At 61.6% G+C, this 21,966-nt stretch carries 20 protein-coding genes; 6 read left to right on the top strand and 14 right to left on the bottom strand.

Going from position 1 to position 21,966, the window contains the following annotated elements:
* Window positions 1-37 precede the first annotated feature (37 nt).
* The 9 genes from K0H48_RS29280 to K0H48_RS29240 form a co-directional block, all read right to left on the bottom strand.
* On the bottom strand, window positions 38-817 hold the full coding sequence (locus K0H48_RS29280) for a transporter substrate-binding domain-containing protein (RefSeq protein ID WP_138816434.1): 780 nt from the start codon (window positions 815-817) through the stop codon (window positions 38-40).
* Window positions 818-1,127: 310 nt separating this feature from the next.
* Window positions 1,128-2,762 (bottom strand): ATP-dependent DNA ligase, encoded by a 1,635-nt coding sequence (locus K0H48_RS29275; RefSeq protein ID WP_219337723.1) that lies wholly within the window; start codon window positions 2,760-2,762, stop codon window positions 1,128-1,130.
* Window positions 2,759-3,763 (bottom strand): ligase-associated DNA damage response exonuclease, encoded by a 1,005-nt coding sequence (locus K0H48_RS29270; RefSeq protein WP_219337722.1) that lies wholly within the window; start codon window positions 3,761-3,763, stop codon window positions 2,759-2,761. The genes K0H48_RS29275 and K0H48_RS29270 overlap by 4 nt, the downstream gene beginning before the upstream one ends.
* Before the next feature lie 200 nt (window positions 3,764-3,963).
* Window positions 3,964-6,405: a penicillin acylase family protein gene (locus K0H48_RS29265; protein WP_219337721.1), complete on the bottom strand. Its 2,442-nt coding sequence runs from the start codon at window positions 6,403-6,405 to the stop codon at window positions 3,964-3,966.
* Window positions 6,406-6,600: 195 nt separating this feature from the next.
* Complete coding sequence (locus K0H48_RS29260) at window positions 6,601-7,245, bottom strand: glutathione binding-like protein (RefSeq protein ID WP_219337720.1); 645 nt, start codon at window positions 7,243-7,245, stop codon at window positions 6,601-6,603.
* Window positions 7,246-7,338: 93 nt separating this feature from the next.
* Window positions 7,339-8,124 (bottom strand): ABC transporter ATP-binding protein, encoded by a 786-nt coding sequence (locus K0H48_RS29255; protein ID WP_219337719.1) that lies wholly within the window; start codon window positions 8,122-8,124, stop codon window positions 7,339-7,341.
* Window positions 8,121-9,179, bottom strand: coding sequence for an iron ABC transporter permease (locus K0H48_RS29250; RefSeq protein ID WP_017137179.1), 1,059 nt, complete (start codon window positions 9,177-9,179; stop codon window positions 8,121-8,123). The genes K0H48_RS29255 and K0H48_RS29250 overlap by 4 nt, the downstream gene beginning before the upstream one ends.
* 94 nt (window positions 9,180-9,273) lie before the next feature.
* Entirely contained in the window at window positions 9,274-10,389 is a 1,116-nt protein-coding gene (locus K0H48_RS29245) for an ABC transporter substrate-binding protein (RefSeq protein ID WP_219337718.1), read from the bottom strand.
* A gap of 25 nt (window positions 10,390-10,414) precedes the next feature.
* On the bottom strand, window positions 10,415-12,799 hold the full coding sequence (locus K0H48_RS29240; RefSeq protein WP_219337717.1) for a TonB-dependent siderophore receptor: 2,385 nt from the start codon (window positions 12,797-12,799) through the stop codon (window positions 10,415-10,417).
* A gap of 197 nt (window positions 12,800-12,996) precedes the next feature.
* On the opposite strand from K0H48_RS29240, the gene K0H48_RS29235 reads away from it, so the two are divergent.
* Window positions 12,997-13,707 (top strand): response regulator, encoded by a 711-nt coding sequence (locus K0H48_RS29235; RefSeq protein WP_219337716.1) that lies wholly within the window; start codon window positions 12,997-12,999, stop codon window positions 13,705-13,707.
* Complete coding sequence (locus K0H48_RS29230; protein ID WP_219337715.1) at window positions 13,704-15,089, top strand: ATP-binding protein; 1,386 nt, start codon at window positions 13,704-13,706, stop codon at window positions 15,087-15,089. The genes K0H48_RS29235 and K0H48_RS29230 overlap by 4 nt, the downstream gene beginning before the upstream one ends.
* A 124-nt stretch (window positions 15,090-15,213) precedes the next feature.
* Here the strand turns inward: K0H48_RS29230 and K0H48_RS29225 are convergent, their stop codons facing one another.
* The 4 genes from K0H48_RS29225 to K0H48_RS29210 are packed head-to-tail and all read right to left on the bottom strand — an operon-like array spanning window position 15,214 to window position 16,898.
* Entirely contained in the window at window positions 15,214-15,426 is a 213-nt protein-coding gene (locus K0H48_RS29225; protein WP_017137184.1) for an SEC-C metal-binding domain-containing protein, read from the bottom strand.
* Window positions 15,423-15,905, bottom strand: a complete 483-nt coding sequence (locus K0H48_RS29220; protein WP_219337714.1) for an LEA type 2 family protein — start codon at window positions 15,903-15,905, stop codon at window positions 15,423-15,425. Before K0H48_RS29220 ends, K0H48_RS29225 begins: the two co-directional genes overlap by 4 nt.
* A 20-nt stretch (window positions 15,906-15,925) precedes the next feature.
* Window positions 15,926-16,396, bottom strand: a complete 471-nt coding sequence (locus tag K0H48_RS29215) for a YchJ family protein (RefSeq protein ID WP_056857503.1) — start codon at window positions 16,394-16,396, stop codon at window positions 15,926-15,928.
* Between the two features lie 4 nt (window positions 16,397-16,400).
* Entirely contained in the window at window positions 16,401-16,898 is a 498-nt protein-coding gene (locus tag K0H48_RS29210; RefSeq protein ID WP_219337713.1) for a DUF6231 family protein, read from the bottom strand.
* Between the two features lie 190 nt (window positions 16,899-17,088).
* Between K0H48_RS29210 and K0H48_RS29205 the strand changes: the two genes are divergently transcribed.
* The 3 genes from K0H48_RS29205 to K0H48_RS29195 all read left to right on the top strand — a co-directional run bounded on the left by K0H48_RS29205 (window position 17,089) and on the right by K0H48_RS29195 (window position 18,961).
* Entirely contained in the window at window positions 17,089-17,784 is a 696-nt protein-coding gene (locus K0H48_RS29205) for an OmpA family protein (RefSeq protein WP_219337712.1), read from the top strand.
* A 132-nt stretch (window positions 17,785-17,916) separates the two neighbouring features.
* Window positions 17,917-18,210, top strand: a complete 294-nt coding sequence (locus K0H48_RS29200; RefSeq protein ID WP_065929006.1) for a DUF1145 domain-containing protein — start codon at window positions 17,917-17,919, stop codon at window positions 18,208-18,210.
* Window positions 18,203-18,961 (top strand): collagen-like protein, encoded by a 759-nt coding sequence (locus tag K0H48_RS29195; RefSeq protein ID WP_200434587.1) that lies wholly within the window; start codon window positions 18,203-18,205, stop codon window positions 18,959-18,961. The genes K0H48_RS29200 and K0H48_RS29195 overlap by 8 nt, the downstream gene beginning before the upstream one ends.
* A gap of 189 nt (window positions 18,962-19,150) precedes the next feature.
* Here K0H48_RS29195 and K0H48_RS29190 read toward each other — a convergent pair whose 3' ends face one another.
* Complete coding sequence (locus K0H48_RS29190) at window positions 19,151-19,615, bottom strand: CopD family protein (RefSeq protein ID WP_219337711.1); 465 nt, start codon at window positions 19,613-19,615, stop codon at window positions 19,151-19,153.
* Window positions 19,616-19,714: 99 nt separating this feature from the next.
* On the opposite strand from K0H48_RS29190, the gene dinG reads away from it, so the two are divergent.
* Window positions 19,715-21,859 (top strand): ATP-dependent DNA helicase DinG, encoded by a 2,145-nt coding sequence (dinG, locus tag K0H48_RS29185; RefSeq protein WP_138816424.1) that lies wholly within the window; start codon window positions 19,715-19,717, stop codon window positions 21,857-21,859.
* Window positions 21,860-21,966 lie beyond the last annotated feature (107 nt).

Here is a 21,966-nt window from a genome sequence, read left to right as displayed (position 1 = left end):
AAAAAGCGCCCACCGCAAACCGGTGGGCGCCGGGGTGTTATTTACCGCTGTAGAGGTTCAGGTCGCCGAAGTGTTTCTTCTGGATGGTGGCGTAGGTGCCATCATCGTGTAACGCTTTGATACCTTTATCGAGCAGAGCCTTGAGGTCTTTGTTACCTTTTTTGATACCGACCGCAGTTTTCGATGGCAGCAGTGGGTCGTCGATGGCCTTGCTGACTTCGTAGTCAGCGCCGGCCGGCGACTTCAAAAAGCCCAGTTCGGCTTGCAGCATGTCCTGCACGGAAGCGTCCAGGCGGCCCGAGGTCAGGTCGGCATACACCTGGTCCTGGTTGGCGTAGGCCTTGGTGGTCACACCGGCTTTGTCCAGCACGGCCTTGGCGTAGGCTTCCTGGATGGTGCCTTGCTCGTAGCCAACCGATTTGCCCTTGAGGGACTCAGGCGTGGAGTAGTTCGCGCCCTTTTTGAACACCAGGGAGGTCGGGCCGGAGAACAGCTCGTTGGAGAAATCGATCGCCTTTTCACGGGCTTCGGTCACAGTCATCGAGGAAATCACGCCGTCGAACTTGTTGGCGTTCAGGCCTGGAATCATGCCGTCGAAGTCGCTTTCAACCCACTTGCACTTCACTTTCAGCTCGGCACAGATCGCATTGCCCAGGTCGATATCGAAGCCTACCAGGCTGCCGTCGGCCGCCTTGGACTCGAATGGCGCGTAGGAAGGATCGACACCAAAACGCAATTCCTTGTATTCCTTGGCCAGCGCGGTACCAGCAGCCATGCACAGAGCCAGTGCAGAAAGGGTCAGCAATGCTTTTTTCATTATGTAATCCCTAAAAACCAAGATAAGCGCTTGTGGCGCGATTAGGACTGTTACTGAGCGGTGTCAGACGGATCACAAGTAGCAATTTCTGCACCATAGTTCCGAATGATTGTTTTAAAAGGTGGGATAAGGGCGATGGGAGTGTAGGAGATGCCCGAAAATGGGCATGGAAAATTCAGCGCACCATTTTGAAGCAAATGAAAATCAAAGTGTGGGAGCGGGCTTGCTCGCGAATGCGGTGGGTCAGTGACAGGTGAGTTGGCTGACCCACCGCCTTCGCGAGCAAGCCCGCTCCCACAGGGGGGTTATGTCAGGTCAACAAGTCCTGCAAGGTCCCGAGGTTGTCGGCTTCCTCAACTGTCTTGTCCTGCCGCCACCGCAGCATTCTGGGAAACCGCACCGCAATCCCGCTCTTATGCCGCTTCGACAGCGCAATCCCCTCAAACCCCAGCTCAAACACCATGCTCGGCGTCACACTGCTGACCGGGCCGAACTTCTCCACTGTGGTCTTGCGCACAATGGCGTCGACCTTGCGCATTTCTTCGTCCGTCAGCCCTGAATAAGCCTTGGCGAAGGGCACCAGCGTGCGCTCAGAGCCGGGCGGGCCGTCCCATACTGCGAAGGTGTAATCGCTATACAAACTGGCGCGCCGGCCATGGCCGCGCTGGGCGTAGATCAACACCGCATCAACGCTGAACGGGTCGACCTTCCACTTCCACCAGACGCCCATGTCCTTGGTGCGGCCCACGCCGTACAAGCCGTCGCGGGCTTTTAGCATCATGCCTTCCACGCCCAGGCGGCGAGAATCTTCGCGTTGCTCAGCCAGGTCCTTCCAGCTCGCGCCTGTCAGCAACGGTGACGGCAACAGCACGGGCTGGTCGCACTGCGCAATCACCTGCTCAAGCTGGGCGCGGCGCTCGGCCTGGGTGTGATTGCGCCAGTCGTCGCCCTGATATTCCAGCAAGTCGTAGGCGAGGACAGCCACTGGCGCATCGTCGAGGATTTTTTTGCTCAAGGTTTTACGGCCAATGCGCTGTTGCAGTAGGGCGAAGGGTTGCACCGCGTCCTTCCACACCACGATTTCGCCATCGATCACCGTGCCATCCGGCAGGCCGCTGACCAAGTTGTGCAGTTCGGGGAAGCGCTCGGTGACCAGCTCTTCACCGCGCGACCAGACCCACAACCGCCCCTCGCGCTTGACCAGCTGCGCGCGAATGCCATCCCACTTCCATTCCACCTGCCAGTCGGCGGGCGCGCCGAGCAGGGTGTCGAACTGCTCCACCGGTTGCGCCAGCCCATGGGCCAGAAAAAACGGATACGGCTGCCCGCCGCGTTGCGCATGCTCGTCAGACGATTCGGCGGCGATCAGCTTGAGGTAGCCTTCGGCCGTAGGGCGATTGGAAAGGTCGGTGTAGCCCACCAACCGTTGTGCCACACGTTTGCTGTCCAGGTCGGCCATGGCGGCGAGGGCGCGGGTGACCAGCAGTTTGGACACGCCGACACGAAAACTGCCGGTGATCAATTTGATGCACACCATCAGGCTCGGTTGATCCAACTGCGCCCACAACGCGGGCAGGCGTTCGGCCAATTCCAGCGGTGGCAAGCCACGCAGCGGCAGCAACTTGTCTTCCAGCCACACCGCCAACCCGTCCTCCGAGGTGTAGGAGGATTCGGGCAACAACAGTGAAATGGTCTCGGCCAGGTCGCCCACCGACTGGTAACTCTCTTCGAATAACCAAGCTTCTATGCCTGACGCTTCGGTGGCCATATCGCGCAGTAAACGGCTTGGCACCAATTGCCGAGGCCGGCCGCCGGAGAGGAAATACACCGCCCAGGCCGCATCTTCGGGTGGAGCCTGACGGAAGTAGGCTTGCAAAGCCGCCAGCTTGGCGTTGCTGGAGGTGGTGGCGTCAAGGTTGGCGTACAGCTCGGCGAAGGCTTTCATGCCGTGGCCTCTTCTTCGTCATCGCCGTATTCGGTGGTGAAGCCCTGGGCGTCCAGGCCCTTTTCGCGCAGATGACGCACCAAAACGCCGACAGAACCATGGGTGACCATCACTCGTTCGGCGCCGGTCTGTTCGATGGCCCATAGCAATCCGGGCCAATCGGCGTGGTCCGAGAGCACAAAGCCTCGGTCCACACCGCGCCGCCGGCGCGTGCCACGCAGGCGCATCCAGCCGCTGGCGAAGGCGTCGCTGTAGTCGCCGAAGCGCTTGATCCAACTGCTGCCACCGGCGGACGGCGGCGCAATGATCAGTGCCTGGCGCAGCAATGGGTCAGTCTTTTTGAAGTCACCGGCATACAGGGTTTCGGGGATATAAATGCCGGCCTCGCGGTACACGCGGTTCAGCGGCTCCACCGCGCCATGGCTGAGGATCGGGCCGATGCTGGCGTCGATGCCATGCAGGATGCGCTGGGCTTTGCCAAAGGAGTAACAGAACAACACGCTGGCCTTGCCGACCGCGATATTGGCCTGCCACCAGTCATTGATCCCGGCAAAAATCTGCGCCTGGGGCTGCCAGCGGTAAATCGGCAGGCCGAAGGTGGATTCGGTGATGAAGGTGTGGCAACGCACCGGCTCAAAGGGCGCACAGGTACCGTCGGGTTCGACTTTGTAGTCGCCGGAGGCTACCCAGACTTCGCCTTGGTATTCCAGGCGCACCTGCGCGGAACCGAGTACATGCCCGGCAGGGTGGAAACTCAGGGTGACGCCGTGATGGAGGAGTTTTTCGCCGTAGGCCAGGGTTTGCAGGTTGATGTCCTGGCCCAGTCGCGAACGCAGGATACCTTCGCCGGGAGCGGCGGCCAGGTAATGCTGGTTGCCGGTGCGGGCGTGGTCGCCGTGGGCGTGGGTGATGACGGCGCGGTCCACCGGGCGCCAAGGGTCGATGTAGAAATCTCCCGCAGTACAATAGAGGCCTTCGGGGCGGGCGATGACAAGGTCCATGGGCGTGCCGGGGCAGTGGGCTTATCAGTTAGGAGGCAAAGCGCAACGCAGAAGTTCTATTTGAATGCATGCAATCCAAATGTGGGAGCTGGCTTGCCTGCGATGGCGGTGCATCAGCCACTTGATCAGTGACTGATACGGCCTCATCGCAGGCAAGCCAGCTCCCACATTGTGATCCGGTTCCTTCAGCGAGAACCGGATTACTTGCCGGGTGTGAGGGTCAAGCGGGTTTTTCCATACACCTTGTCAAAGTTCTGCGGCTGCATCGGGAAGCTCAGGTATTGCGCCTTGAGCGACGCATCGACGCCATTCGCATAATTCGGGCTGGCCGGGTTGCCGGATTGGCCGATGCCACCCTGACCCATCATCGGTTCGACTTGGCTGAAGTCGACGATCATGCGCAGCGCCGGCACTTGGGTGGTGACAAAATCCTGCCCCCAGCTGTACGGCGCCGGGTTCAGGGTGTTGTGGTCGCCGCCACTGGCAAACGGGCCGCGGATCACCTGGCCATTGGTGTTTTTCCAGGTGGTGGTGTGCAGTTTGCCCCACTGCCAGGCCTTGTGATCGCCACCCAATTGGCTGTCGCCAGCGGTGATGGCGGCGGCAAGGCTGCGGGCGAGGATCGCCGGTTTGTCTTCTTTTTGCGCGGTGCGCACGTCGTCCCAGAAGGGGCTGTCTTCACGGCCCAGCAGGTGATCGGCGTTGGCGGAGTAGGACAGGTTGGCGTTGCTGACAAAGGCTTTCCAGCTGGCGCTGGTTTCCGGGCCGAGTTCGTCGAGGAAGATCTGTTTGGTGCTTTCCTGCAGGAACAGCTCATAGATCGCGGCGTCGGCGGAGGTCGGTGCCAGGCGTCCATCAAACGCCATCAAGCGATTGAGTGCTTCGCGGGCCTTCACGGCTTCGGCTGCCGGCAGCGCATCGATTGCCTGTTTCAGTGGCTGGGCCATACCCGGCGCCTGGAACATGGTCTTGAGCTTGGCGGCGAACGTGGTGGTCTGGTCGTACTGCATGGCGATCATGCTGCGGCTGTCATGCTTGCCGGCGTTGGCCAGTTGCGCCAGGCGCTCGCTGCGCTCCGGGGCGTCCCAGGAGTTGGACAACTGCATGCCATAACCGCGTGGCGCGGTGCGCTGGTTGGCCGTGCCGATCCAGCCTTGGGCCGGGTCTTGATCGTAAGGGTGCAGCATCGCGTCGGCATAGCCGTCCCAGTCAAAGCGCGCGTCCCAGCCCGGCGAGGGCAGCAAGCCTTCGCCTTCGCGGCGGTTGGGGAAGCGGCCGGTGACTTGCCAGCCAATGCTGCTGGCGTCGGCAAAGATCATGTTGAGGGCGATGGCACGGACTTCCCGGGTCGCGTCCGAAGCCTTGCCGGCGCTTTGGGCGCGGGACAGGTCGAAGAACGCGTCCAGGCTCTTGTCGTCCTTGAGGTCGGCGGTTTGCAGGGCCAGGCCGAACCCGGTGGTGAGCGCCTGGCTGCTGTTGAGCAGGGCGCCGTGGCGGGTTTCGTACACCACTTCGCGAATCGGCCGCTGGCCCTTGGCGAAGTAGGTTTCGTTACGCACGGCGGCCGGTAGCCATTTGCCGTTGTTCTCGTAGTACAACGCGCTGCCTTGGCGTTTGACCTTCTCCAGGAACAAGTCCTGGGTGTCGCCTTTGACCGCACTCATGCTCCACGCCACTTTGCCGTTGAAGCCGGACAGCAGGGTCGGCAAACCGGCAATCGAGACGCCGACCGCCTGGTATTTCGGCGCACGGATCTGCACGTAGTTCCACGGCGACGGCGCTTGTGGCTGGGCTGTCAGGTCGCTGGCCAGCAGGCTTTTGCCACTGCGGCTGCGTTGCGGGCCGATGGCCCAGTTGTTGGAGGTGGTAACCGCCAACGCATTGAGGCTGTTCAACTGCTGGCCGATGCTTTCGAGCCCCGCAAGGCCGGTGATCTGACCGAGGTTCAGGCCCTTGAGCTTGTCGGCTTCATCCATCGGGATCGGCTCGTCCGGCGCACTCGGCGTCAGCCAGGCGAGCTTATCGGCCCCGACTTTCTGCGCCAGCACCAGCGACGAGAGTTCTTCCTGCAAGTTGCTCGACTCGCTGAAATTCAGCAGGCAGAACAGCAGCGCCGAATCTTCCGGCTTCCAGTACTCGGGCTTGTAGCCGGTCTGGGCCAGGTCCGGCGGCAGCTTGTCGCGGTAGCGGAACAAGTAGGCGTTGACGCCTCGGGTATACACTTCAAAGAAGCGCTTGAGGCGCGGCGACGAAGCGTTGTACAGCTCACCGGCGCTTTTTTTCAGGTTGACCGCGCGCATGAAGCGGTCGACATCCAGCACTTGCGGCCCGGACATCTCCGCCAGGCGGCCTTGAGCCAGCAGGCGCAAAGTGACCATCTGCGTGATGCGGTCGCTGGCGTGTACATAACCGAGGCTGAACAGCGCGTCATGGAAGGTGTTGCTTTCGATCAACGGCATGCCCTGGGCATTGCGGCGCACCGACACATTCTGTGCCAGGCCTTTGATCGGTTGCACACCGGCCACCGGCGGCACGGTGTCCTGGGTGTTCTGGAGCTGGCAACCGGCCAGGCTTAAAGCACTGGCCACTGCCGCGGCAACGCCGAACCGGGGGATAAAGTGTGAGAGGGCTGGCGAGGCCATGGCAAAGCTCCTGCGGGGGGTAGCGTCATTAAAGGCGCTACGTTAGTGAGCGCGGCGAAACGACGCAAGCAGGATCGTTCCCACGCTCTGCGTTGGAATGCATTTTGTGACGCTCTGCGTCACGCTTTTAGGGGGGGGACGCGGAGCGTCCGGGGCGGCATTCCCACGCGGAGCGTGGGAACGATCTTCAGCCGATCAGGATTTTGGCGGATTCACTTTCTGCACCAGTTCATACGCCCGAACCGTCGCTGGCCGTTCCTTGATGCTGTTGAACCAACGCTGCACGTGGGGGAAATCCTCCAGACGCTGGCTCTGCCACTTGTGGGAAACAATCCACGGGTAGATGGCCATGTCGGCGATGCTGTAGTCCTCGCCCGCCACGAACGCGCGATCCGCCAGGCGTCGCTCCAACACGCCGTACAGGCGCGCGGTTTCGTCGACGTAGCGCTTGATCGCGTAAGGAATCTTTTCCGGTGCGAACTGGCTGAAGTGATGATTCTGACCCGCCATCGGCCCCAGCCCGCCCATTTGCCAGAACAGCCACTGCAGCGCTTCCTGGCGGCCACGCAGGTCTTTTGGAATGAATTGGCCGGTTTTTTCCGCGAGGTACAGCAGGATCGCGCCGGATTCGAACAGCGAAATCGGCGCGCCGCCGTCGGTCGGGCTGTGATCGACGATGGCCGGGATGCGGTTGTTGGGAGCGATCTTCAAGAAGTCCGGCTTGAACTGGTCGCCCTGGCCGATGTTGATCGGGTGCACCGTGTAGGGCAGACCGGCTTCTTCCAGGAACAGCGATACTTTGTGACCGTTGGGGGTGGTCCAGTAGTACAGGTCGATCATGAAGCTCTCCAAATGAGCGAATGCCTGTCTCTATAGGTGATGATCAAGGGGCAATAATTCAATCAAATATTTACGTCTAACCTTAGAAGCACATCACACCGCCCCATCGACCAACACCTGCAATGACTGCTGCGAGCAACGCTCAATGCGCACCTGTACGCCATAGACCTCGGCAAACAACACCGGGTCGAGCACTTCATCTGCCACGCCGCTGGCGTATAACCGGCCCTGGCGCAGCACGGCAATATGGTCGGCGAAACGTGCAGCCAGGTTGATGTCGTGCAGCACCACCACGGCGATCAAGTTGTGTTCGCGCACCAGCGCGCGCACGCAGTCCATGACTTTCAATTGGTAATTGAGGTCCAGGGCGCTGGTGGGTTCGTCGAGCAGCATTACTTGCGGGCGCCGCGCAATCAGCTGCGCAAGGCTGACCAATTGGCGCTGGCCGCCAGACAAGGTGCTTAACAGTTGATCGGCCAAATGCGCTATGCCGATACGCTGCAACGCTTCGAAGGCTTCGCGCAGGCAGGCTTCGCTGGACAGTGGAATGCCGTCCACATTGGCCACACGCAGCGCCGCGATCACGCTTTCCATCACGCTGAGGCTCAGGCCCGGCGGCAGGTTTTGCGGCATGTAAGTCACGCGTCGCGCACGCTCGGCCACCGACATGGCTGACAGATCGAGGTCACCCAGCCTTACCACGCCTTGCATCTTTTCCAGCCCGGCGATGGCCCGCAGCAGCGTGGATTTGCCCGCGCCGTTGGGGCCGATCAAGGCGGTGAGGCTGCCGTGGGGCAGGGTCGGCAAGCTCAGGTCATGCACGATCTGCCGACGCCCGTAGCGGATAGTGGCGTTGTGTACCGATAACCCCGCACTCATAACTGCCTCCCACGCTTGAACACCAACACCACAAAAATCGGTACGCCTACCAAGGCGGTGACGATGCCCACCGGCACAATCACGCCGGGCATGATCAGTTTGCTGGCAATCGACGACAGCGCCAGCAGCAACGCGCCGGTCAACGCACTGGCGGGCAGCAGGAAACGCTGGTCTTCACCCACCAGAATCCGCGCTATATGCGGCCCCACCAAGCCGATAAAACCGATAGTGCCGACAAACGCCACGGCAGTGGCCGACAGCAGGCTGATACGCAGCAACGAGAAAAACCGCAGGCGCTTCACGTCCACGCCAAAGCTTTGTGCGCGATCTTCGCCCATGCGCAGCAGGGTCAGGCGCGGCGCGGCGGCGAAGGAAAACGGCAGCACCACGGCAACCACAAAGGCGAGGATGCCGAGCTTGTCCCAGTTCGCGCGGGTCACGCTGCCCAAGGTCCAGAACACCAACTGTTGCAACACATCTTCGGTGGCCACCAGTTGCAGCAAGGCCACCACGGCGTTGCAACTGAACACCAGCGCGATGCCGAATAGCACCAGGCTTTCCACGCCCGCACCGCGCAGGCGTGACATGGCTTGCAGCAAAAACACCGAGGCGGCGGCAAAGATAAACGCCGAGATGGAAATCGCAGTGTTGGCCGACACCCACAACGTGGTCACCGGAAACACGATGACCAACGAAGCGCCCAAGGCCGCTGCCGAGGACACGCCCAGCGTAAACGGGCTGGCCAACGGGTTATTGAGGATCGCCTGCATCTCGGCCCCGGCCAGCGACAGCGCGCAACCCACCAGCACCGCCATCAGCGCGTAGGGCAGGCGCACGTTCCAGATGATCACCTGGTCGGTGGCGCTCAGGTGCGACGGATGCAGGATGCCGTCGAGCAACGCCAACAGGCCCATGCCCGACGGGCCGCTGGCCAGGTCCACCAGAATGGCGCAGACCAGCGCGATGCCCAGCAGCGCCAACAGCCAGGCACGCCGGGCCAGCAAGCGGCGATAGCCGTGAGTGGCGCTGGCAAGGTCGAGGGTTTGAGTGGTCATGGGGCTCACACACTATTGAAAACAACGAAAATCCAAATGTGGGAGCTGGCTTGCCTGCTCCCACACTGACTGCATTTGTGCAGGGCGCCAGGGGTTACTTGGTTTTGGCGTCAATCCAATAAGCACCCTGCAATGGCATCCCCAGGAACTGCTGGTTGATCTGTTCCATGGTGGCCTGCGGATCAAGTTTGGCGAACAGTTCCGGGTGTACCCATTTGGCCAATACCTCAATCGCCAGCAGGTTGTAAGGCGAGTTGTAGAAGTCATGCCACAGGCCGTGGGCATTGCCCTCGCGGATGGCGCGAAGGTTGGCGAACTCCGGCCGCGCCAGCACATGATCAAATGCCTCGCGGGCTTCATCGGTGCTCACGCCAGCGCCGAGAATCAGCCCCGGTTTGTGATTGCCGGTGGCCACGTATACATCCGGGTCGGCCTTGAGCGCGTATTCAACACTGATATCCCCCAGAGCACCCGGCACCACACCGGCGGCGACATTGCGCCCGCCGACCAGTTTGATCACTTCACCCATGCCGCTTTTGCCGGTGGTGTGCCCAGGCGCCTGCCAGGCACCGGCGAGCAGTTCGAGGAACACACTCGGGCGTGGGCCGGCAGGCAAGGTGGCAACGGCGTCGGTGATGGCCTTGATGTGCTGGTCATAGAAACCCAGGAACGCCTTGGCCTGGGCTTCACGGCCCAAGGCCTGGCCCAGCGCGTTCATGCTGGTGTGAGTGCCCTGCACCGGGTTGATGCGAAAGTCGACGAACAACACCGGGATGCCGGCTTTGGCCAGCACGTCTGCCACCGCGCTGTGTTCGGTCGGGCCGTGGCCCGAAATGCTGAACACCGCCAGATCCGGTTTCAGCGAGAGAATTTCCTCAGCGCTGACACTCTGCTCCGACGCCTGGCCGATCAACGGGATGTCTTTGACCGTCGGAAACTTCGCCACATAGGCGTTGTAAGTGTGCTGGTCCAGCAGCTTCAAATCATTCTGCCAGCCGACGATGCGTTGGAACGGCGCGTCCCTGTCGAGCAAGGCAAACGCCGAAATCAAGCGGCCTTCGCCGAGTACCACACGTTTGACGTCGTCTTTGACGTCGACCTTGCGGCCCAACACGTCGGTGACTTCATGGGCAGCGGCCGTTTCGGCGTGGCCGAGGACCAGCGCGGCGCACAGCACGCCGAGCTTGAGCACGTTACGAGGTTTGAACATGGAAAGGACTCCGGGTGAGGGGCGATCAGAATTCATAATCGACACTGGCGGTGAGCGTGCGACCGGCACCTGGGATGCCGTAGAGCTGGAAGCCGTCAAGGGACGCGCCGACCTGGCTGTAATAGAACTTGTTGAACACGTTGTTGAGGTTGAGGTTGACCGTGGTGTCCTTGTTCACCTTGTATTGCGCCGCCAGGTTGCTCAGCCAGTAACCCGGGGCTTTTTCGTGGTCGCGGGTGTAGATCGCATACACGCCGGACGGGCCGTTGGCATAGCTGCTGTTGTTGTTCAAACCGCCGACATACGTGTTGTCGCTGTAGCGTCGACGGCCCACGTATTGCTCGCCGTAGCTGAGGCTCAGGGCGTCGGTGACGGCGTAGGTGGTCCACAGGTTGGCGGTCAGGTCGGGGACGTTCTTGGCTTCCGCGCCCTTGTTGATGCCTTTGGTCTGCGTGCTTTTGAGCGCCGAGAAGCCGGTGTAGGCGGTCCAGCGCGGGGTGATGTTGCCTTGCAGGCCGAGTTCGATACCGTCCACACGCTTGGCGGGCAAGGCGCGTACCGGGGCGGATTCGCCGTCTTGGTATTCCCAGGCGTTGTCCAGTTCGGTGCGGAAGATCGCCGCCGTGACATTGAGCATGTCGTGGGCAATGTCCCACTTGGTGCCGACCTCGTAGGTTTTCGACTTGGCCGGGCTGTAGTTGCTGGTGGTGGACGCGCCGTAGATCTGGTTGTTGGTGGACGCGCCCAGCGCCGACGGTTGCGCCGCCTCGCTGTAGGACACGTAGATGCTGCCGTTCGGCAATGGCTTGTACACCGCGCCGACGCGACCGCTCACCGCGCCGTCGGTGCTGCTGATGTCGGCCTGGCCGCGCTGGCTGGTTTGTGCGCGCCAGTTGTCGTAGCGCAGCGAGCCGAGCACTTGCCATTGCTCGTTGAGGGTGACGGTGTCGCCCGCGTAGATGCCGGCGTTATCGATCACCGAGCGCGGGTCGCCTTCGCCTTTGGTCACGTAGGTGCTGGCGAAGCTGTGGCTGGGGTCGTTCATGTTGAAGAACATGTCGCCGGCCGGCACTTCGGCGTTGCGTTTCAGGCCGCCATACGTCTCGTGATAGAACTCCAGGCCGCTGACCACGGCGTGCTGCAGGCTGCCGGTGTTGAACGTGAAGCTGAAATCGGTTTGGTTATCCAGGATGGTGTAGCGCTTGGACAAGCCAAAGTCGCTGCCACGCAGGATGCCGTAGCCGGTGTTGCTGTTGTTTACATAGTCGGTGTAGGCATTCACCGTGCTGCCCGGTACTTGGCTGATTGGCCCTACACCGGTGTAGCCCAAGGTCGCACAGCGGGCGCCCGTGCAGGTTTTTTTGCCATTGGCACCGGCGGCGAAGAAGCGTGCTGGCGACAGCACAGCGAAGTTGTCGCTGCGTTCCCAGCGGGTCTGGTTGCGCAGGTGGGCGTCGTTCCAGTCAAAGTCATGCTCGAAGCGAGCGGTCAGCGAGGTGGTTTCGTTCTCTTGCGTATAAAGGCTGGAGTCGCCGTACCAGTTGGAGCGTTTGACGCCGGGCATACGGTGGCCGTCGGTGCCGCGCTGGATCGGCACGCCGCCGTCCGGGGTGTTGGTGTCTTTCTGGTAGAAGGTGTCGACGAAAAAGCGCGTGTCGGTGCCCAGGCCGAAGCCGAACGAGGTGGCGATGCCCCAGCGGTCGTAGTCCACGTCGTCGCGGTCGGCCACTTGGTTGTAGTGCTTCATCAGGTTGATGCGCACGGCGGTGGTGTCGGTCAGCTGTTTATTGATGTCGGCGGTGAGGCGACGGTAGCTGTCGGTGCCGAGCCCGGCGGACACCTTGTTGGCATCGCCCAGGTGCGCTTCTTTACTCACCAGGTTGACGCTGCCGCCCACGGCGGAAACGCCCGACTCGATCGAGCCGGTGCCCTTGAACACTTCGGCCTGTTGCAGGTTGAAGGTGTCGGTGCGTGTGGACATGCCGGCGTCGCGCACGCCGTCGACGGTCAGGCTCTGCTCGGAGGAAAACCCGCGAATCGAAAACAGGTCGCCCCAGCCCAGGTTGCCTTCGCCAGACATGAAGGTGATGCCGGGCACGTTGCGCAACACCTCCTGCAAGGTCTGCGCGTTCTGTTCTTTGAGCACCTGCTGCGGCACGATGGTCACGCTTTGCGGGGCGTCGAGCAGCGGCTGGCTGATTTTGGCCGAGGTCACGCGGTCGACTTTGAAGGTGGAGGTAGCTTCCTGGCCGTCGACCTTGATTTGCGGCAGGCTCACCACCGAGTCATTGGCTGTGGCGGCTGGCGCATCGGCCCAGGCGGTCGGCGCAACACTGCCGGCAGCGAGGAAACCGAACATCGGTGCCAGGGTGGTGTGCAGCGTGTGGCGTTGGGGCGTGGGCAATGACATAGGTGATGATCCGAGTCTAAATTACAATTACTCTCATTTAGGTTCGGTAGTCTAAAGAGCGATTCCGCCTGCCATGCCCTGGCTTTGTATCGCTGATGCGTGATTATGGTTTCCCACAACATTCCATTACATTTGCGTGTATCGCTGGATGAACTTTCGGCTATCTCCTGCGTTTTGAGTTTTCGGATTGACTGCCCATGGCCAAGCTTGACCACCTGCTGATCGTTGATGATGACCCGCAAATCCGTCAGTTGCTCTGCGACTACTTGAGCGACGCCGGTTTTCAAGTGTCCACCGCCGCCGACGGCAAGGAAATGCGCCGCCGTCTGGCGCTGAATGTGATCGACCTGATCGTGCTCGACCTGATGCTGCCCGGCGAAGACGGCTTGAGCCTGTGCCGCGAACTGCGCGTGAGCTCCAACACGCCGGTGGTGATGCTCACCGCCAAAGGCTCGTTGATCGACCGTATCGTCGGCCTGGAAATCGGTGCCGACGACTACCTGCCCAAGCCGTTCGACCCGCGTGAATTGCTGGTGCGGATCAAGGTGGTGCTGCGCCGGGTGCAGAGCTTTCCGGACCGCGCACGGTTGGACGAGGCGCCGAGTATTCGTTTTGCCGGCTGGCAGCTCGACACACGGGCGCGACAATTGCTCACGCCCGAGGGCGTGGTGGTGAGCCTGGGCAACTCGGATTACCGCGTGCTGCGCCTGCTGTTGCAACACCCCAACAGGCCCTTGAGTCGCGACTTTTTGCTTAACCATGTGTTCGACAAGGACAGCACGCCGTTCGACCGCTCCATTGACGTGTGCGTCAGCCGCCTGCGCTCGCAGTTGCCGGCGGGGCTGATCAAAACGGTGCGCAACGAGGGTTACATGCTCACCGCCGATGATGTGGTGCTGGGCTCGTGAGACTGCTGCCGCGTTCGCTGTTCGGGCGGTTGGTGCTGATTCTGGTCAGCGGCATGCTCGCGGCCCAGGCGCTGACCAGCAGCATCTGGTACGACCGTCGGCATGGCCAGGTGCTGGAAATTCCTGCACGGCTGATCGCCACGCGCCTGGCAGACGTGGTGCGCCTGGTACACAGCGACCCGCAACAGGCCGACCAGTTGATCAAGCTGCTCAATACGCCGCACTTTCAGCTGACCTTAAGCGATCAGGCCAGCAACACGCCGAGCACGCTGACCGACAGCGACCGGCCCACCGAGCGGCTGATCAAGCAGGTGCTGTCGGAGAAAACCGGTTATTCCCAAACCCTGATGTTGTTGCGCCTGTCCTTGGTCGATGGCGAAGGGCAAAGCGCCGGGCTTTCGACTTTGCTCAGCTCCAAGCCGGTAGTCGGGCAGTTCCTGATTGACCTGCGCCTGCCCGATGGGCGCTGGTTGCAGGTGGACGCCAGTGAGGAGCAGGGCTGGACCAGCACGTCGCCGCTGGATTTGCTGTTCGACTATGTGATGCGCATTTATTTGCTGCGCGTGCTGGTGCTGGTGATCATTGCGCTGGTGGCGGTGCGCCTGGCCATCCGCCCACTCAATGCCTTGGCCAAGGCCGCCGAAGCCCTGGGCCGTGATATCCAGCGCCCGCCGTTATCCTTGGACGGCCCCACCGAAGTGCGCCGCGCGGCCCAGGCGTTTAATGCGATGCAGCAACGGCTGATCGCCAACATCGCCGAGCGCACGCGCTTTCTGGCGGCGATTTCCCACGACTTGCGCTCGCCGATCACACGCCTGCGCCTGCGCACCGAGATGCTCGAAGACACGCGCACCAAGGAGCGTTTTCGCAGCGACCTGGAAGAAATGGAACACATGGTCTCCAGCACCCTGGATTTTGTCAGCAGCGGCGAAATCAACGAGACGCGCCAGAACATCGACATCAATGCCTTGCTGCAAAGCCTGCAGGCCGACCTTGAAGATGTGGGCGAAAGCCTGACCATTGTCGGTCGCGCCCGGCAACCGCTGCCGGGCTATGCGCGCAGCCTCAAGCGTTGCGTGCAGAACCTGCTGGAAAATGCGGTGCGCTATGGCCGAGAAGTGGTGGTGCGGGTTGAGGATCAGGCGGACAGCTTGAAAATCGTCATCAGCGACCGTGGCCCGGGGATTCCCCAGGAGCAGTTGGAGCAGGTGATGGAGCCGTTTTACCGCATCGAAGGCTCACGCAACGCCGACACGGGCGGTTACGGGCTAGGGCTGAGCATTGCACACACGATTGCGCGGGCGCATGAGGGGCGGTTGAGTTTGAGTAATCGCGAGGGTGGGGGATTGGAGGTGGTGTTGCAGTTCCAGAGAAAGCTCTGATCTGAAATGCGGAGCAAATGTGGGAGCTGGCTTGCCTGCGATAGCGGTCCGACAGTTATACCTGTGTCAGCTGACCCACCGCCATCGCAGGCAAGCCAGCTCCCACATTGACCGTATTGAGCGTTTACGCCCCGTGGCACTTCTTGAATTTCTTCTCACTGCCGCACGGGCACGGATCGTTGCGACCCACGTCCTTCAACGCATTGCGCACCGGCTCCTGGTGAGCGTGGCCGCAGTTCGGGCCGTGGACATGGCCGTGGTCGTGATCATGGCCGTGATCATGCTGATCGTGATCGTGGTTGCAGTCAGGACCATGGACATGGGGTTGCTGAGTCATCGATGTCGCTCCGGAATAAAATCGCCGGGGATTATCTCGCCATTGTGGGCGACCTGCACGTCATTACCGATGAATAATCCGGTTTTCAGTTCGCCTTCCAGGCGATAGGGCACGGGCTTGGTCGGGTTTTTGAGCATTTGCACCACGTCACGAATCTGCGGCCAGAGGTTGGTGCGCACCTTCACCCGAAAAAAACCATGGCTGCGTGGCGGTATGGTCAGCCATTCATTGGATTCGCCTTCGGTGAGCACAAAACCGCCCAGGCTGACCTTGTAGATCAAACCGCGCACCGTGAGGTCGGCGTCGTCGCGGTTGTCCACGCGAAACCACAGTTTGAATTTCTGCTCCAGCAGCTTGGCCCGCACCACCTCGACTTTCACCAGAGCGACGTGGGGCGTAGGCGCATCGTCTTCAAACCACGACGCGCAACCGCTGAGGCTCAGGGTCAACGCCAGCATCAAGCTGTACATCCGAAGCATGGCGTTTTCCCTGTGGGTGGTTAGAGGTAGCTGGAACAGCACTTCTTGAATTTCTGCCCGCTGCCGCACAAACATACATCATTGCGCCCGGCCTTCACCTCAACCGTTGGGTCGATGAAGTACCAGCGGCCGTCATTCTGTACGAAAGAAGACTGCTCACGGTGGCTGTGCTCGCCGGTGCTGTCATGCCAGCGCGCAGTAAAGGTCACGAATGCGTGTTCCGGCTGGCCGCCGAACACTTCCGAACTTTCCACCTCCAGGCCCAGCCAGGTGCTCTGCGCGCTCCAGGCGCTGATCGCGTTGCGGTCCAGGCCGGCTTGCTGCGCGGGCAAGGTAGTGGCCACCAGGTAGTCCACCAGGCCCAGTACATAGGCGCTGTAACGCGAACGCATCAGCGCGGTGGCGCAGGGCGCGGGGTGGCCAGCGTGATAGTGGCCGCAGCAGGCATCCAACAGGTTGCCGCTGCCGCAGGGGCAAATGGATGTACTCATCGGGTTACCACCAATACTTTCCAAAATTTTCCGGGTTGGCCCAGAAACGGGCGTTGAGCCAGTCGGGCACCTGTTTGTAGTCAAGCAGATCATAGGTAAAGAGTGTCAGTACCTGCTCGTCGCGCTGGAAACGCTCGCCGGCTTGCAGGGCCAGGGAAAAGAAGTCGGTGTCCTTCCAGCCGCAGGCGCCCAGGTCCACCAGCACTGCAATGCGGCTGCTATTAAGGTTGCGAATGCCGCCGAGCAAGGTCAGGCCTTGCGGTTTTGACAGGTGCTCCAGGCAGTCGACCACCAGCGCCAGGTCAAAACGCTGCGCCGCGAGTTCTGCCGGCAACGGCCCGGGCGGGGCGATGGCCACGACGGTGTCGGGGTGCTCGACCTGGAATGCCTCCAGCGCCGGAAACTGGCTGGCGCCCAACAACAACAAGCGTTTGGGCTGGTGCAAATCGAGCAAAGCGGCCAGGGCTTGCTGGGGTGTACGGGAAGAAATACCAGCGGTCATCACAGATCCTCACATCAGAACCCTAGAGACTAGCGCGGCTGAGCGTGCGGGCCTAGAGCGGGCGGCAGCGAAAAGTCCTGCAAGTGCGGCGATCCTCAATGAAACCGGGGGTGTGGCGTACTGGCGCAGATGAAAAGAGCGGTCTTTACTCCACCTGTCGGCCCCCGCCGATACCCTCAGGAGAAATCACATGAGCATCATGCGGACAGCTCTACCCTTGGTTCTGCTAACCGGAGTATTGACAGGTTGCGCAGGGTTGCAAAAAACCGATTGGCCCACCTGTGCAGCAGTCGGTGGTGTGACAGGCGCCGCGATTGGCGCCACTGAAAGCTCGGCCTATGCTGGCGCGGGTGCGTTATTGATCGGCGGTATGGCCGGCGCCTATTGCTGGGTGCATGGCGACGGCGACGAAGATGGTGACGGTGTGCCGGACAGCCGCGACAAGTGCCCGGGCACACCCAAAGGCGTGCAGGTGGATGCCAATGGTTGCCCACCCGCACCGCCGGCCGCCGTGGTTGAGGAAGTGGTGGTGGTCAAGGAAGAGACCATCGTGATTCGCGATGTGCACTTCCAGTTTGACTCCGCCAAGCTGACGGCCGCGGACAAAACCAAGCTCGACACCATCGCCACTCGCCTGAAACAAGAAGCTCCAAGCGCGCAGTTGCGGGTCAGCGGGCATACCGATAGCGTCGGTAAAGATGCCTACAACCAGAAGCTCTCGGACAAACGCGCCCACTCGGTGACGGATTACCTGGTCAGCTCCGGTGTGCCTCGCAGCAACTTTGTCTCGGTGACCGGTGCCGGCGAAAGCCACCCAGTGGCCGACAACAAAACCGCTGAGGGGCGTGCGTTGAACCGTCGCGTGGAAATCCAGATCAACCGCTGACAGCCCTTGCCCCTGCGGGCACCGCAGGGGCATTGCCGGCGACCCTTTGCAAGTTTTTTCATCCTTCACTGGCAAATCGCCTGTAGAAGTCGGTACTGTGCGCCCAAAGAATAATAGGCAGGGGCATGCGGGATGAAGGTGTTTTGGGGGCTGGGGAAGTTTCTGACGTTGTTGTTCTGGGTGGTGGTGCTGGTCAACCTGTTCCGGCCGCTGACCAATCCGTTTCACCTGTTGGTCAGCCTGGCCGGCAGTCTGTTGTTGCTTACCCACCTGCTCGAATTGCTGTTGTTCAACAGCAGCGTGAAACACCGTGCCCACCCTTGGCGTGACCGCTTGCAGATTCTGCTGGTGGGGATGTTCCATGTGCGGGGCCTGTCGGCGCCTGCAACGGTTAATGAAACGAACAAGGAGGCCAATCATGCATAAGGTTTTTCTGTTGGCCCTGTTGGTCAGCCCCGTTGCCCTGGCGCAGAGCGTCAGTGTTGAAACCAACTCGTTGATGCGCCTGCCCAGCAGCACCAGCGTGTTGCAACTGGAGCGTTTGGATGTGGCGGACTACGGCACCTTGCTGGTGCCGGCGACCATCAGCCAAGTGACGGTGGATGAGTTGCACCTGGGCCGCGAGGCGCGCATCACCATCGCCCCCGGCAATACCGCGCTGCAATTGCAGGTGCGTAATGCGCAACTGGAGCATGGCAGCCAGATTACTTCACGCGGTGCCCCAGGCACCCACGAAAAACCAGCCAAGGCCGGGCGTGACCTGGTGCTGCGCATTAACGCGCTGACCGCCGATGAGCTGTCGGTGGACGCCCGTGGCGGCGCCGGTGCCCAAGGGTATGCCGGCCTGGATGGCGCCAACGGCGTGGACCCAGGTTGCACCTGGGGTTCGGCCGGGCGTGGCGCCAATGGCGATAACGGCGGTGATGGCCTGCCGGGCGCCTCGGGTGCGACTGTGCGGGTTGAGCTGCCACAGAGCTTCCCCGCTGAGCAGATCAAGGTGTGGGTCGACGGCGGGCCGGGAGGCTTGGCCGGTACGGCGGGCAAGCCGGGTAAAGGCGGGCAGTCCAAGGGTTGCCTGGTGTACCGCGCCGATGGTGGTGATAAGGGCCGGCCAGGGCTGGAAGGGCAGCCGGGGCCAGCTGGGCCTGCTGGGGCTGTGACCATTCAGCGGCTCTAATCCTGGCTTTTGTGGCGAGCAGGCTTGCCCTGCGTTGGGCTGCGCAGCAGCCCAAAAACCAGACGCCACGATTTGTCTGAAAAACCGCAGTGACTTTCATTGGGGCTGCTGCGCAGCCCAACGCGGGGCAAGCCCGCTCGCCACAGCAAGCCCGCCCACCACAGCAAGCTTGCTTGTCACTGAAGTGGGTCAGAACATCGGTCGCGCCGAAGCAATCGCCACCACCACCAACCCCACAATCAAATTAATCCCCACCAATTTGCGGATCTGCCCTAGCGCAACCGCGCCCGCCGGCCAATCTTCAGCCGCCACCGCCGTGCGCAGTTCCGGGAACTTCAACGCCTGGATGCGGATAAACAGCGCCGTCATCACCAGATACAAACCCATCATCACCTGCACATAACGCGGCGCGGTCTCAAAGCCACTGAAGCGCAGCTGCAACAGGCCGATGCCGCTGATCGGCAAAATCAGTACTGCGACCCAGACCCACACAAAAAAACGTTGAAACACATTGGCCCACAGCTTGAGCCGGGCAGGGCCGTCAAGTGCCGCCATGGCGGCGGGGCGCAGGATCATCCAGGCGAAAAACATACCGCCGACCCAAACCAGGGCGGCCAGTACATGCAGGGTGTAAGCGAGGCTAAACGCGGTCATTGTGGTACTCCGTTCTGCGCGGGATTAATTAGCGGGGTATGATAGCGGCCGATCCGAACCACTGAAAATTTATCCAGCGTTTTTTGCGCCCGACTATCCATGATCAGCACTGAACTCAAAACCACGATCCAGGGCGCCTATTCGCGTTTTCTCGAAGCCAAGAGCTTGAAACCGCGCTACGGCCAACGCCTGATGATCGCCGAAGTGGCCAAGGTCCTCGGGGATATCGACACCGACGACGAAGGGCGGCGCAGTGGCGACCCTGCGATTGTGGCCGTCGAGGCCGGCACCGGCACCGGCAAGACCGTGGCCTATAGCCTGGCCGCGATCCCCACCGCCAAGGCCGCCGGCAAGCGCCTGGTGATCGCTACCGCGACCGTCGCCCTGCAGGAGCAGATCGTCTACAAAGACCTGCCCGACCTGATGCGCAACAGCGGCCTGAACTTCACCTTTGCCCTGGCCAAGGGGCGTGGGCGCTACATGTGCCTGTCCAAGCTCGATGTGTTGCTGCAGGAAGGCCACGCGCAAACCGCCACTGCCTCGTTGTTCGAAGAAGAAGGCTTCAAGATCGAGGTGGATGAAGTCAGCCAGAAGCTGTTTACCAGCATGATCGAGAAGCTGGCCGGCAACAAATGGGACGGCGACCGCGACAGCTGGCCCACCGCCCTGGAGGACTCGGACTGGGCACGCCTGACCACCGACCACAGTCAGTGCACCAACCGTCATTGCCCCAACTTCGGCCAGTGCGCCTTCTACAAGGCCCGCGAAGGCATGGGCAAGGTCGACGTGATCGTCACCAACCACGACATGGTACTGGCCGACCTGGCCCTGGGCGGCGGCGCGGTATTGCCCGACCCGCGCGACACCCTCTATGTATTCGACGAAGGCCACCACCTGCCGGACAAGGCCATCGGCCACTTCGCCCATTACACGCGCCTGCGTTCCACGGCCGATTGGCTGGAAACCACCGCCAAGAACCTCACCAAGTTGCTGGCCCAGCACCCGCTGCCCGGCGACTTGGGCAAGCTGATCGAACAGGTGCCGGAGCTGGCGCGCGAGATCAAGACCCAGCAGCAGTTCATGTTCAGTGCCTGCGAGCAGGTCGCCGACTTCAAGCCCGGTGAAGACGTGGAGGGCCGTGAGCGGCCGCGCCACCGGTTTGTCGGCGGGCTGATCCCCGAACATATGCGTGAAATGGGCATTGAGCTTAAGAAGGGTTTTTCGCGCCTGACCGACCTGTTCACACGCCTCACCGACTTGCTCAAGGAAGGCATGGACGGCGAGGTCAATATTGGCATCGCCAGCAACCAGGCCGAGGAATGGTACCCACTGTTCGGCAGCCTGTTGTCGCGCTCCCAGGGCAACTGGGAGCTGTGGACCGCCTTCACCGTCGAAGACCCGGAAGACAACCCGCCGATGGCGCGTTGGCTCACCCTCTCCGAAAGCGGTGCGCTGTTTGATATCGAAGTCAATGCAAGTCCCATCCTCGCCGCCGAAATGCTGCGCCGTAACCTGTGGAACGTGGCCTATGGCTGCCTGGTGACCTCGGCCACGCTGACGGCCCTGGGCACCTTCGACCGTTTCCGCATGCGCGCCGGGCTGCCGAAAAAAGCCGTGACGGCCGTGGTGCCGAGCCCGTTCCACCACGCCGATGCCGGCGTGCTGCGGGTGCCGGACCTCAAGGCCGACCCGCGGGATGCGCCAGCACACACCGCTGCGATCATCCGCGACCTGCCCGAATTGGTCGAAGGCTCGCGCGGCACACTGGTGCTGTTCTCGTCGCGCAAACAGATGCAGGACGTGTTCGACGGCCTCGACCGCGACTGGCGCAAGCAGGTGTTTATCCAGGGCAACCTGTCCAAGCAGGAAACCCTCAACAAGCACAAGGCCCGGGTTGATGGCGGTGATTCCAGCGTGCTGTTCGGCCTGGCCAGTTTTGCCGAAGGCGTGGACTTGCCCGGCGCCTATTGCGAGCACGTGGTGATTGCCAAGATCCCGTTCTCGGTGCCGGATGATCCGGTCGAGGCGGCCTTGGCTGAGTGGATCGAAGCACGGGGCGGTAACCCGTTCATGGAAATCTCGGTGCCGGATGCGTCCTTGAAGCTGGTCCAGGCCTGCGGTCGCTTGCTGCGCACCGAGGAAGACCGGGGCACCATCACCTTGCTCGACCGCCGCTTGGTCACGCAGCGCTATGGCAAAGCTATCCTTAATGCCTTGCCGCCCTTCAGGCGCGAAATTTCTTAAGCCGCTAATTTCTTAAGCCACTGTGGGCGAATTCGCCCACTTCGTGGTCTATCTCACTGCCTACGCTTTATGTCATCAGGCCAGTTATCGGCCGATTGGGAGAACCT

Origin of the sequence: Pseudomonas sp. Xaverov 259 (assembly GCF_019352915.1) — a bacterium.
In the GTDB taxonomy this organism is placed as follows: Bacteria; Pseudomonadota; Gammaproteobacteria; order Pseudomonadales; family Pseudomonadaceae; genus Aquipseudomonas.
The sequence above is the reverse complement of the archived record's forward strand: the minus strand, read 5'-3'. Positions and strand labels throughout refer to the sequence as shown.

Excerpts from the sequence above, each read along its gene's own strand:
- K0H48_RS29280 (WP_138816434.1), bottom strand. The coding sequence starts at position 817 with ATGAAAAAAGCATTGCTGACCCTTTCTGCACTGGCTCTGTGCATGGCT.
- K0H48_RS29275 (WP_219337723.1), bottom strand. The coding sequence starts at position 2,762 with ATGAAAGCCTTCGCCGAGCTGTACGCCAACCTTGACGCCACCACCTCC.
- K0H48_RS29270 (WP_219337722.1), bottom strand. The coding sequence starts at position 3,763 with ATGGACCTTGTCATCGCCCGCCCCGAAGGCCTCTATTGTACTGCGGGA.
- K0H48_RS29265 (WP_219337721.1), bottom strand. The coding sequence starts at position 6,405 with ATGGCCTCGCCAGCCCTCTCACACTTTATCCCCCGGTTCGGCGTTGCC.
- K0H48_RS29260 (WP_219337720.1), bottom strand. The coding sequence starts at position 7,245 with ATGATCGACCTGTACTACTGGACCACCCCCAACGGTCACAAAGTATCG.
- K0H48_RS29255 (WP_219337719.1), bottom strand. The coding sequence starts at position 8,124 with ATGAGTGCGGGGTTATCGGTACACAACGCCACTATCCGCTACGGGCGT.
- K0H48_RS29250 (WP_017137179.1), bottom strand. The coding sequence starts at position 9,179 with ATGACCACTCAAACCCTCGACCTTGCCAGCGCCACTCACGGCTATCGC.
- K0H48_RS29245 (WP_219337718.1), bottom strand. The coding sequence starts at position 10,389 with ATGTTCAAACCTCGTAACGTGCTCAAGCTCGGCGTGCTGTGCGCCGCG.
- K0H48_RS29240 (WP_219337717.1), bottom strand. The coding sequence starts at position 12,799 with ATGTCATTGCCCACGCCCCAACGCCACACGCTGCACACCACCCTGGCA.
- K0H48_RS29235 (WP_219337716.1), top strand. The coding sequence starts at position 12,997 with ATGGCCAAGCTTGACCACCTGCTGATCGTTGATGATGACCCGCAAATC.
- K0H48_RS29225 (WP_017137184.1), bottom strand. The coding sequence starts at position 15,426 with ATGACTCAGCAACCCCATGTCCATGGTCCTGACTGCAACCACGATCAC.
- K0H48_RS29220 (WP_219337714.1), bottom strand. The coding sequence starts at position 15,905 with ATGCTTCGGATGTACAGCTTGATGCTGGCGTTGACCCTGAGCCTCAGC.
- K0H48_RS29215 (WP_056857503.1), bottom strand. The coding sequence starts at position 16,396 with ATGAGTACATCCATTTGCCCCTGCGGCAGCGGCAACCTGTTGGATGCC.
- K0H48_RS29210 (WP_219337713.1), bottom strand. The coding sequence starts at position 16,898 with ATGACCGCTGGTATTTCTTCCCGTACACCCCAGCAAGCCCTGGCCGCT.
- K0H48_RS29205 (WP_219337712.1), top strand. The coding sequence starts at position 17,089 with ATGAGCATCATGCGGACAGCTCTACCCTTGGTTCTGCTAACCGGAGTA.
- K0H48_RS29200 (WP_065929006.1), top strand. The coding sequence starts at position 17,917 with ATGAAGGTGTTTTGGGGGCTGGGGAAGTTTCTGACGTTGTTGTTCTGG.
- K0H48_RS29195 (WP_200434587.1), top strand. The coding sequence starts at position 18,203 with ATGCATAAGGTTTTTCTGTTGGCCCTGTTGGTCAGCCCCGTTGCCCTG.
- K0H48_RS29190 (WP_219337711.1), bottom strand. The coding sequence starts at position 19,615 with ATGACCGCGTTTAGCCTCGCTTACACCCTGCATGTACTGGCCGCCCTG.
- dinG (WP_138816424.1), top strand. The coding sequence starts at position 19,715 with ATGATCAGCACTGAACTCAAAACCACGATCCAGGGCGCCTATTCGCGT.